Source organism: Prosthecobacter sp., assembly GCF_044236155.1.
Classification (GTDB): Bacteria; Verrucomicrobiota; Verrucomicrobiia; order Verrucomicrobiales; family Verrucomicrobiaceae; genus Prosthecobacter.
Map to the genome: position 1 here is coordinate 391,134 of NZ_JBIIHA010000001.1, position 10,820 is coordinate 401,953.

The 10,820-nt window shown below is 58.1% G+C and carries 7 protein-coding genes; 2 read left to right on the forward strand and 5 right to left on the reverse strand.

Features of this window, described 5'->3' with window-relative positions; translation table 11 throughout:
• The first annotated feature begins 1 nt into the window (after position 1).
• A complete protein-coding gene (locus ACILSE_RS01620) occupies positions 2-436 on the forward strand; it encodes a hypothetical protein (protein ID WP_395715589.1) in 435 nt (144 codons plus the stop codon).
• A 5-nt stretch (positions 437-441) separates the two neighbouring features.
• Here ACILSE_RS01620 and vccD read toward each other — a convergent pair whose 3' ends face one another.
• The 5 genes from vccD to ACILSE_RS01645 form a co-directional block, all read right to left on the reverse strand.
• A complete protein-coding gene (gene vccD / locus ACILSE_RS01625; RefSeq protein WP_395715590.1) occupies positions 442-990 on the reverse strand; it encodes a Verru_Chthon cassette protein D in 549 nt (182 codons plus the stop codon).
• A 35-nt stretch (positions 991-1,025) separates the two neighbouring features.
• A complete protein-coding gene (gene vccC, locus ACILSE_RS01630) occupies positions 1,026-2,150 on the reverse strand; it encodes a Verru_Chthon cassette protein C (protein ID WP_395715591.1) in 1,125 nt (374 codons plus the stop codon).
• A gap of 15 nt (positions 2,151-2,165) precedes the next feature.
• On the reverse strand, positions 2,166-2,663 hold the full coding sequence (gene vccB, locus ACILSE_RS01635; protein WP_395715592.1) for a Verru_Chthon cassette protein B: 498 nt from the start codon (positions 2,661-2,663) through the stop codon (positions 2,166-2,168).
• Positions 2,660-6,928, reverse strand: coding sequence for a Verru_Chthon cassette protein A (gene vccA, locus ACILSE_RS01640; protein ID WP_395715593.1), 4,269 nt, complete (start codon positions 6,926-6,928; stop codon positions 2,660-2,662). The genes vccB and vccA overlap by 4 nt, the downstream gene beginning before the upstream one ends.
• A gap of 83 nt (positions 6,929-7,011) precedes the next feature.
• The gene (locus tag ACILSE_RS01645) at positions 7,012-8,250 is read right to left on the reverse strand and encodes an argininosuccinate synthase (protein WP_395715594.1); all 1,239 of its coding nucleotides are present in this window, start codon (positions 8,248-8,250) and stop codon (positions 7,012-7,014) included.
• 213 nt (positions 8,251-8,463) lie between these two features.
• Here ACILSE_RS01645 and ACILSE_RS01650 point away from each other — a divergent pair, with 213 nt between their 5' ends.
• Positions 8,464-10,461, forward strand: a complete 1,998-nt coding sequence (locus ACILSE_RS01650; RefSeq protein WP_395715595.1) for a cytochrome-c peroxidase — start codon at positions 8,464-8,466, stop codon at positions 10,459-10,461.
• Positions 10,462-10,820: the final 359 nt, after the last annotated feature.

Consider the following 10,820-nt stretch of genomic DNA (forward strand, 5'->3'; position numbering starts at 1 on the left):
CATGCTCGATGTGCAACGCCAACGCGGAGCGGTTTACCGTAAAGAGGTGGAGTTCACCCAAAAGGTGATGTGGGCGCACATGTGTTTCGGAGCCCTGGTGACGGCAATGTTTCTCTTTCACGAGCTCTTTGCCTGGTTTGCCGGATCCATGAGCTGGTATGCGATCAGCCTTGTGGTGATGTATGGATTTATGAGCGAGCGGCGATACTGCAGGGTGCTGCTGGTCGTGCTTTTTCTAAGCGGAGCGATGGCCGGGCTGTATTTCATCAACCAAGTGTTTCCCGGCACCGAGCCTCCACGCGGACCGCTGGTGCCGCATGGTTTCATTCCTATCTGGGTGGGGCTGGCCAATCTGGTGTATGGCTCAGGGACGCTGCTGCTTTTGTTCAGTGAGAAAATCCGCCGCGCCGGCAGGGTGGGATTCACACTGTGGTGAGGGCATCAATAGAGCGTGATTTTTCCGCTGGTGGGATGGATGGACAATGTGCGGCTGAGGGATGGCAGGCTTCCGTCCCGGACTGGCAAAAAACGGGAAGGTATGAGCGTGAGGCAGTTAGGGTTGGAGTCCTTGGCAAAGATTCTCGGCAAGCTGGTGCTGCCGCGGGGGTGGAATGAAAAGCCGCCGATGTGGCCGGACGATGTTTTGAGCCCGAGGATGCCTGAATGCTCCGGACTGTCGAGAAAGGTGATGTGCTCTCCCAGACGGAAGAGATGGCCGAGGGGCTGGTTCGTGCCTGAGGCGGGATCCCGTGCCCATGCTTGCATGGAGCACCACTGTCCAGGTCTTGCGGGATCGTTTTGAAGGAAGCGGATTTCGACGGCACGGTTCAGGCGCACCGCCTGTAGGGCGCAGTTGGACAACTGATGTGTGAGCGCGGTGGCGGTGGTGTTGAGTTGCTGGCTCTCAATCGAATCTCGCATCATAGATGTGGACATGCCGACCAGCACACTGATGAGCAGCAAGACCAGGAGCAGTTCGGCAAGCGTCATTCCGGATGAGAACCGAAGGCAGGAAGGGGGCACGTTCATGGCGGGGAGGCTCCTTCCCGGGAGGTAAACCATTGTGCCGAGCGGATGGGGATGACGGTGTTGAAGACCCGGTGGACGAGACGTCGCTTTCGCATTTCCTCGGCGAGCATTTGCAGATCTTTTTCGAGGTTGGCGGGTGATTTGAACAGATTCTGCCCAACCAGGGTGAGCAGTTCCCTGGCATACTGATCCGCAAGACCGTCAGAAAGCTTTCCCCAGGTCTGTTCGTCAAGCGCGACCAAGGTTACGCGAATTGTTGGAGGAAGTTGATGGCGGGTTTGTGCGAGGCGCGGGTTCAGCGGCTTGTTTTTCGGCAGCAGCTGGTGCCCGCGAGTGTCGTAGGTGTAGTCCTCAGCAGGAGGTGTCGGCGGCATGGACGGAGGCGGCTGGGCCTGGATGATGAGAGCGAGGACATGATCTGCCAGCGCATGGGAGTGGGTGTCCAGGCGTGAGCGGAACCACGCGTAAAGGTCCGCCGCCTGGGTCTGTTCTCCAAGACGTGGCTTCATCAGGGTGACCGGAGGCGTGACGCTCTTGTCGATGACCGGGACGAGCTGGTACAGGTCCATCTGCTCGGCGGGCAGGCACACTTCCATGAGGCGGAAGCATTTTCGCGGGGTATGAGCCGCATGCTGCCCGCCTAGGAATGTCGGGCGTGCCGATGTGTCACTGTCATAGGTGATGTAATAGCCGAAAGCGTTGAGCCTGTCGTCCAAACTGGCACCCGGGCTACCGGGCATGTCATGAGTGATTCCCAGTGGTGCCTGGAAGAAGACGGCATGACCGCAAACGGGACGTTCCGTTCCGAGCAGATCATGTGCGGGGCCGCAGACGAAGTGCAGCTCCGACTGGCGCTGGTAAAGCTCGGGATCGGCGGCGTTGTCGTAGTCCCAGTAGCTATTGAGCGAGGCCATGGCGAGCTGGCGCGTCATGCTCTCGAACGCAGTTCGCGTCTCGCGAAAAGCGGCGGTGGATGAGCGTGCGTTTGACCACACCCGCTGAGTGGAGCGTAACATCTGCGCGAGCAGCACCATCAACAGCGCGGTGATTGTCATGCTGACCAGTAGTTCCAGCAGCGTGAAAGCCGCCGACTCTGTGGGATGTCGTTCAGACGGGCGCATGCGGAGTAGGCTGGGTCAAGGAGATGCGTCAGTCTGTGCCAGGAGCACGCGATGGACGCGATGCATCCGCGGATCGTCCAGACAGGCAGGGGAAGTGCCTTTGGCGATGCGGATGATCAGCATGCCGAGCCTAGTGCTTGGGGCTTGAGCGCCAGGCAGCTGCGGTGGCGAGGTGACCTCGACACTCGCCACGAAGCTGGCTTCCGGTGCTGATTTCGCGTGCAGCTCATCACCCTGAATGTCGAAGTAGAACAGGGGGGCTCCGCCTGTGTGGCGCAGTTTTTGAACCTGTGCCCACTCCAGCATTTGATAGCTTGCGGTGACGGATTGCACGATGCGGCTGTCCGTGGAGAGAATCACCGAATCACGCAGGCTTCCCAAGCTGCCCGGCAGCAGCGCGAAGAGCACCGCCACGGTCATGACGGCGATACCGGAGGCCAAAACGGTCTCCGTCATGGAAAAGCCGTGATGTCTGCGACGCCGTTTGTTCCAAAGCTGGAGGGCGTGTCTCATGGACTGAATTGCTTTTTGAGAATGACGCGGAACCGGTAGTGATCGTCGAGCGCTCCTTCCTGAAACGGTTTTCCCACAAAGTCGGGCAGCGTCGGGTCGTTCGGGTCTATATAGCGCTCCAAGATCATGGAACCGCGGCTTTCGGCGGTGATGATGTCCCGCCCTTCGACCCAGACATGCGCGGCGGTGGAGCGCTTTTTCTTGAGCGCCTGTGCGCGGTAATGCACCTGATAAACATTCGACCGAGTGGTTAGGCGGGGATAAAGTTGGTTGTAGGGAGATTCGCGGAGATTGTCACCGGTGAGTTCAAAGCCATCTTTCTGGTCTGTAAGCTTTCCATTCCACCAATCGGTCATGGCTTCGTATTTCGGGGATGTCGATGGCTTTCCGGCGGGGTAGGTGCGGCCTTCGAAAGGCTTGGGGACGAGGAAAATGTCACATATTTCGGAGGCCGACCGGAAAACATCCCCACGATCAAAGCGGACCTGGAGGCCGCGCAGGGTCTCGTCAGCATTGATCTCGTATCCGGTGTCGAAGCGCAGCCAGTTTGACCAGCTTTTGTAGCATTCATTGAGGTCTGCTGCCGCGGCGCCCGTCGTGCTGGCTTTCCGCGCCCAAGCGAGCGCGGGAGCAAGCGCGGTAAGACGGGTGCCGCGTAAAGCAGCGTGCAGGCCGGTGGCGCGCCGGATGTGTGTGAAAGGCATCAACTGATGGTTCAGGTTGATTTTTCCCGCCGTGGAGAGCGGCTCGCTGATGGCATAGGGCTCGACGACCGGCATCCAGAACAAATCCAGCAGCAGGTGATCTCGCGGCGCGATGAATCCGAAGTGATCCTGTGGCCTAGGTTCCTCTGTGGCGGGTGTGGAGCGTGAGGGCGGGTTTGGACAAAATAGCAGGGTTTGCCAGGGGCGTGGTTCGGTCTTTCCATGCACGCCGGTGGGCAGGGAACCGAAGGCCACGGCGGATGTGATCTGGCGGTTTGGGGAGTAGCTTTTGCCCTTCTCCTCTGCAAAACCGGCCCGGCCGAAGTAACCGCCGCTTCCGGTGTCCAGCCCGCCCTGGTCAGGAACACGGATGTAGGGGCCGTCCTCAATGCGGCCGATGCCATTGTCCCAGTCACCAGGACGGTTGTCCGCGTTGTAGGCGCCATCGAGCCGCATGGGAACGGCTGGCTGGCAGTCCTGCCAGCTCGGCACATCCCGCAGGAGCCCGTAGGATTTTTCGACCTGGGCGCTGTTGCCCCGGAATTTGTAGCCGGCGATCTGCCAGACGTGCTGGCGTCCGCTGTTGCTGGCGATGTTTGGAATGGTGTGGGTGTGGCCGAAATGGCCAGCAAAAGCCGTGCCTGGATGCCGGAGGGACTGGGCCTCTGTAATGTTTGTTTTGTGATAGTTCGGATGCGGCATGAACCAGTCCGCAGGGACTTCCGGCTGCACGGCATGCAGCCGTAGATCGCCTTTGGAGGGATTTTGGACATCCACGATGACAGAGCGGCAGACGTCTCCCTTGTTGATGATGATCTGGCGACCGTTGCCGTTATCACCGACATTTTCGATGACTCGCTTGCCGTTTGCATCCCACATCAACTCGCCGGTCATGGGATTCGTCTTCTGCCTTGGCCGTCTTGCTGGAAAGGGGCCACCATTGCCTTTGATGTAGCTGATGCGGGTGTTGAGATCGAGCAAAGGAGTGAGCCAGTAGTCCATCTGTCCTCCAGTGACCACCTCACCGGTTTCCTCGATCATTCGTGCGGTGCCGGGCCATGGTCTGCCTGCATCTACATTACGCACCAAGACGGGGACACGCAAGGTGGTGGCCGGGAAGCTCATTTTTAGGGTCTGTACGAGTTCGCCACGTTTCTCTGCAGGACCGAAGCCGGTACGCACATCGATGGTGATGTCTCCGCCGGAGAAAAGGAACTCTTTCTTGCCGTTCACATCGATTTCTGCGCTGAAAAAAGGGAAGTGGTCGTCTTCAGAGGTCTTGGAAGAGACCGGTACGGTCTTGGTGGCGTTGTTTGGCCGGACAAACTGGCCTTGCAACCCGGTGTAGGCTGTGGTGTGGCCGCCATCTCCCGTCTGTCCCGCAGGGGCGGCCGCACGGTTGACTGCTTCAGCGGGAAAGCCCAGCGCGACGCCGTCCGCCCGCCATAAATCAAGACCTCGAATGACATAACGGATGTTCGCGCTCATCGGCGGCATACCTGCGGCCGGAGTGTAAGGTTGGAGGATGACGTAGGCACGCATTTTGCGGGTATTGTCAGCCAAATTGTCACGTCCGGGGGCTCCGGTGCTGTTGTTTACGCGGTCTCGTGGGAGTACTGGCATGCGGGAGTGGTGCCGCACAGGAACAGGAGCGACCTGAGGGTCGATAACCTGCTTATTCCCGTCCACGACTTCGCCATCTACCTCGGTGGCCATGAAAACGACACAGGCCTCGATCACGGTGTGGAAACGCCCGAAGGTCTTGATTGGCTTGTCCAAGGCTTTTCCCTGAGGCATCTTACTGGCGATCACAGGGACGGCGGAGGCCTCGGCGAGGTAATTGCCATTCAAGCCGCTGTTGGCCCGAGGGGGCAGGTAGTAGTATGACTTTTTGGGGTCAATATTGTTGCTTCCACCGGTGGTGCGGGCATGCCATGGATTCACTCCCCAGCGCAGAAGGTCGAACATGTCCAGGAGGGTCTGATCCCGGTCCGCCTGGCCGTATTTCTCCAGAAACGTCTCTTTGCCGAAACCTGGGATGCCTGTGCTGGTCAGCTCTTGCAGATAACCGAGCAGCCGCTGGTTTTGCTCAAGCAGCAGATCCTCGGTCGTGCTCTGGGAGGAGCCTGGCTTTGTGGTGCTCTGCCACACCGAGGCGCGGTGAAATACGTTTTCCATGCCCGCCACGCGGGAGCAGAAGGCCAGCAGCCTGTCCTTGGCCCCACGTTCCATGCCGGTCTGTGCCTGGAGCGGCCAGAGGCTGATGCGTGGACGGTTCAAGAGGTTGGTCTCGGGTGCGCGGCTGTGGGCTGTCAGGAAAAAGCGCGCCATGTGCATCTCACGGTCGTCGATGGCTCCAGGGAATCCGTTGATCTTGCGATCGGAGGAGTGGAAGAATTCATCCACGCTGGCGAAGAGCCTTTCACGTTTCACCGGCAGTCCCTGCGTACTGGTGACGAGCGTGGTGCCCCCGCGGGAACTTTCTCCGGGTTTTTCGCCGTGGCTGGTCCTCGGCAGCATGGCGTAGTATGTTTCAAGGAACTTCGGGTCTTTGTAGATTGCCAGGCCCGTGTTTTGAATGAGGGGCAGCTGCCATTGATACCTGGTGTCGAAGGCTCCGAGGACGGGGCTCAGACAGGTTGTGGATGGATGACCTGGGAAACGCTGGAACTCGTTTTGAGCCGGGATGTAGGTGCCGTGGTTGCGATCTGTCCAGCTTGTGGTGTGGGGCGTGCTCCACGGGACGGCCTCGCTGGCAGTGTTGATGTTTACTTTGCATGATTCATCATCCGTCCAGAACGCGATGCGCCCCACGATCGGGTTTTCACTGCTGATGATGGATGCGTCGAAGTTTGCAGCTCCTTCCTGCTCGTCGGCTGGGATGACGAATCGTCCGTCCCTTGCCACATAGATCCATCGCACAGGCATGGGCAGCGGATGTTCAACGCTTTCACCCGGCGGCGGGCCGCCGACGATTTGCGCGCCATTGATGCGTCCCCGGCCTTCTTTGTCCACACGGCCGTCGTTGTCTATGTCGAACACTGAGGCGTCTAGGATAGGGAAGACACGACGTGGTTTGCTGGAGCCGTCCTTCTGCGGCTCGTGAATGATTTCCGGCGCGTTCAAATCGGTAAAAGTGGCGGGCTTCTTCTGCCAGTCCGCCAGGGTTTCGAGTTCTGCCGCCGCATCAAAATTCCCATCCTCGATCATTTTGGCGGCGGAGTAGAGCTTGTAAACGCGTTCAAGTTTTGCCGGCCTGTCTTTTTCCTTTTCCAGCCCGAACACGCGGAGCATGCCTGGCTGGGAAGTCCATGTGCGTTTAAACCCAAGCCCAGACGTGCCATCGCGAAGCTGTGCCATGACGATGCCTGGCGGCATTTCCGCCAGTTGCCGCGCCTGCAAGATCTGCTGGCTAATTGCCGCCGTATGCGTCTCGGTGCCGCTTAGGGAAATGACAGCCACAATCAGCAGAGCCAGAAGTGCCAGGGTGACGAGCACCAACAAAAGCGCCATGCCGCTCTGACGGCGCAAGGACTTTGTGATTTTAGAAATGGCCTTCACAAAAGACTGATTTTGAGATGGTTTTCTCAAATTAGCCTCTTGCCAGTCAAGCCTCTTTTCATTCCATGCAGCTTGCCGAACTGCTACTTCTTCTTGTCGCGCATCGCACCGGTGCGGAGGCGCAGGCCGTTGAGGCGGATGAAGCCGGTGGCGTCATCCTGGTTGTAGGCCTTCGTGGGGTCGGCCTCCATGGTGGCGATCTGCGGGTTGTAGAGGCTGTAGATGCTCTTGCGGCCGGCGGCGATGATGTTGCCCTTGTAGAGCTTCACGCGAACGGTGCCGCTGACCTTCTTCTGGCTCTCGGTGACGAGGGCCTGGAGGGCGAGGCGCTCCGGCGCATACCAGAAGCCGTTGTAAACGAGCTGCGCATACTTCGGGATCAGGCTGTCACGCAGGTGCATGACCTCGCGGTCCATTGTGATCGACTCGATCTGGCGGTGGGCGAAGTGCAGGATGCTGCCGCCTGGGGTTTCATACACGCCGCGACTCTTCATGCCGACAAAGCGGTTCTCCACCATGTCCACGCGGCCGACGCCGTGCTTGCCGCCGAGCTTGTTGAGGAGCTTCATGACGCCGAGGGGATCGAGCACCTTGCCATTCACGGCGATGCAGTTTCCTTTGTCGAATTCGAGGATGACGGTCTCCGCCTTGTCGGGCGCGGCTTCTGGGAAGACGGAGAGAACGTTGAAGTAGTCCTTGTACTTCGGATCGCTGGCGTCGAACCACGGGTCTTCGAGGATGCCGGCCTCGTAGCTGATGTGGAGGAGGTTGCGGTCCATCGAGAAGGGCTTCTTCGCGCTGGCCTGCACGGGGATTTTCTTCTCCTCGCAGTAGGCGATCATTTCAGCACGGCCGGGGAAGTCATTGCGGAAGCGCTCATCACGCCACGGGGCGATGATTTCGAGATCCGGGGCCAGAGCAGCAGCGGTGAGTTCGAAGCGGACCTGGTCGTTGCCCTTGCCGGTGGCGCCATGGGCGATGGCGGTGGCGCCTTCGGCTTTGGCGATCTCCACCATGCGCTTCGCGATAAGGGGGCGGGCAATCGAGGTGCCGAGGAAGTACTGGCCCTCGTAGATGGCCCCGGCCTGGATCATCGGGTAGATGAAATCGCGGGCAAATTCGAGCTGGAGGTCGTCGATGTAGATTTTCGCCGCGCCGGTCTTTTTGGCCTTGGCGTTGAGTCCCTTCAATTCGTCGTCCTGTCCGACGTTGGCGCAGAAGGCGATGACTTCGGCCTGGTAGGTGTCTTTGATCCAGGAAAGGAGAACGGAGGTGTCGAGACCACCGGAGTAGGCGAGGACGATTTTCTTGCTCATGGGCATTTTGGAAGGAGGGCGGCGAGAATAGGGCCGAATCGCCGGGTGTCGAGGCTGTATAGGGAATTTTAGCGGGGAAACGACGCGGGGACGGGGAGTCAGGCAGCGGTGAGTATGGTGGATGTAAGTTCTTTGTATCTGATAAATCCATAATTGCCAAACTGAAACTCATTATGGATATTATTATCACTGATGATTTTCACCGCGATGAGTCAAAACATGAAAAACCACACCCCCACATCCAAAGCCTTGACCTGTCTCCTCGTTGGAGTCGGGTTGAACTTTGCCACGTTGACTCTCCAAGCACAGGAAAAGGCTGAGCCTGTGCCTAAGCCGGAGTCCCTGCGCAAACGCAAGGTGCCGGAGCCATCCAACCTGAGCGGCTTTGTTCGAGACAAAAAGGCGGCCATTCTGCTGGGCAAGGCGCTGTTCTGGGACATGCAGGTTGGCAGTGACAACCGGACGGCTTGCGCGAGCTGCCATTTCCACGCCGGCGCTGACAATCGTGCCAAGAATCAGATCAGCCCGGGCTTGTTGCGGGTGGATAACTACGGAAATGCCGACCCGGACAAGACATTTCAGATCGGCGGCCCCAATTACACGCTGAAAAAGGGGGATTTCCCGTTTCACAAGCTGTCCGATGTCAACAATCGCAATTCGACGGTCATTTCGGAAGCCAACGACGTGGCCAGCTCACAGGGGGTCTTCCTGGAGCAGTTTGGAGGGCTGGATCCGCTGAGTAAAAATGAAATCCGCACGGTCACTCCGGATGACATTTTCAACGTGCAGGGCGTCAACACACGCCGGGTGGAGCCGCGCAACACTCCCACGGTGATCAACGCCGTCTTCAACTTGCGCAATTTTTGGGACGGCCGCGCCCAGGACCGCTTCAACGGCGTGAATCCCTTCGGACAGCGTGACGTGGGTGCCTATTTGTGGAAGGCGGACAAGCCCAAGGATCTCAAGCCCGTCAGAATCAGTCTGAACAACGCAAGCCTGGCCTCCCAGGCGGTGGGGCCGCCCTTGAGCAATTTTGAAATGTCCGCCACGGGCCGGCTTTTCCCCGAACTTGGCCGAAAGCTGCTGAATCGCCGTCCTTTGGAACTGCAGCAGGTCCATCGGCAGGACAGCGTGCTGGGAGAAGTCAGCCGCCAGCCCCTCCCCGGCATCAATACCAGCAGCTATGCGGACCTCATCAAAAAGGCCTTCCGTCCAGAGTGGTGGCAGGGCGAGGTGAACCTGGCGGCTGATGGCACCGAGCCTGTGGGCGGGGCGGAGGACACGATGGGCCTGATAGAGCTGTCCAAGGCGCTTAAGAAGGCAAAGAAACCGCGGCCGACATTGACCGCTTACACACACATGGAGGCCAATTTCAGTCTCTTCTTTGGTCTGGCCATCCAGCTTTATGAAGCCACGCTGGTTTCTGATCAAACGCCGTTTGACGATTACGCCGAAGGAAACATGAGCGCGCTCAGCGAGCAGCAGAAGCGAGGATTGGATCTCTTTTTTGGCAAGGCCAAATGCGCGAACTGCCATGGCGGAGCCGAGTTCACGAAGGCGAGCGTGCATCACATCAAGAATGACCGCCTCGAACGCATGATCATGGGCGACGGCGGCGAGGCGGTGTATGACAACGGCTTCTACAACATCGGCGTGCGTCCGACGCTGCAGGATCTGGGCGTCGGGGGCATGGATCCCTTTGGCTTCCCGCTCTCCGAGTCACGTTTGTCGAAGGAGTTTGGCGAAAAGGTGTTCAAGCAGGTCATCGGTGTGGATCCCAACATCAAGGTGAAGACGGATGAACGTGTGGCCGCCTTTGGTGCCTTCAAAACGCCAACGCTGCGGAACATCGAACTGACAGCTCCCTATTTTCACAATGGCGGTCAAAGGACGCTGCGCGAGGTGGTGGACTTCTACAATCGCGGCGGTGACTTCCATGAGGCGAACATCAATGACCTCGACCCTGATGTGGAGCGTCTTGGACTCAACAATGACGAGAAGGAGGCTCTTGTGGCCTTCATGAGGTCTCTCACGGACGAGCGTGTGCGGAGGCGTTGCGCGCCCTTCGATCACCCGCAGTTGCTTCTGCCGAACGGTCATTTGGGCAACGCGTCCTCGGTCACCAATGACGGCACTGGCAAAGCGGTGGATTTGATGATGCAGATTCCCGCCACAGGCCGGAATGGAGGCACGCCGCTCCGCAACTTCCTCGAATAGGGGTTCAGTTCCAGATGCCTGTATGTAAAAGAGAGATACTTCGCCGAATGTGCTTAGAGGTGAAGGTGGGAACTATGGGAACAAATATAATTAACAAAATCTGACTATCAGGATTAAAGTTATTGAAATTATATTAGATGTGGCTAGGATTGGTGTGTTAACCCGGAATCATGCCCTTTCAAAGCCGAAAAAATCCAAATTACCTTTACCCAGCGTGTGGGTCCGAGGTAACAGGATTTTTTTCTTTGAAAAAAGTGATAAATTATATCCCAAATGTAATTTCTGTCATTTTTTTGTTGCTTTTTTGTGCGCTTCATAATGTTTCAGCTCACAACCTTAACCAGCGCACAAACTACCTA

Coding starts and splice junctions, on each gene's coding strand:
- ACILSE_RS01650 (WP_395715595.1), top strand. CDS start 8,464: ATGAAAAACCACACCCCCACATCCAAAGCCTTGACCTGTCTCCTCGTT.
- ACILSE_RS01645 (WP_395715594.1), bottom strand. CDS start 8,250: ATGCCCATGAGCAAGAAAATCGTCCTCGCCTACTCCGGTGGTCTCGAC.
- vccC (WP_395715591.1), bottom strand. CDS start 2,150: ATGCGCCCGTCTGAACGACATCCCACAGAGTCGGCGGCTTTCACGCTG.
- vccD (WP_395715590.1), bottom strand. CDS start 990: ATGACGCTTGCCGAACTGCTCCTGGTCTTGCTGCTCATCAGTGTGCTG.
- vccB (WP_395715592.1), bottom strand. CDS start 2,663: ATGAGACACGCCCTCCAGCTTTGGAACAAACGGCGTCGCAGACATCAC.
- ACILSE_RS01620 (WP_395715589.1), top strand. CDS start 2: ATGCTCGATGTGCAACGCCAACGCGGAGCGGTTTACCGTAAAGAGGTG.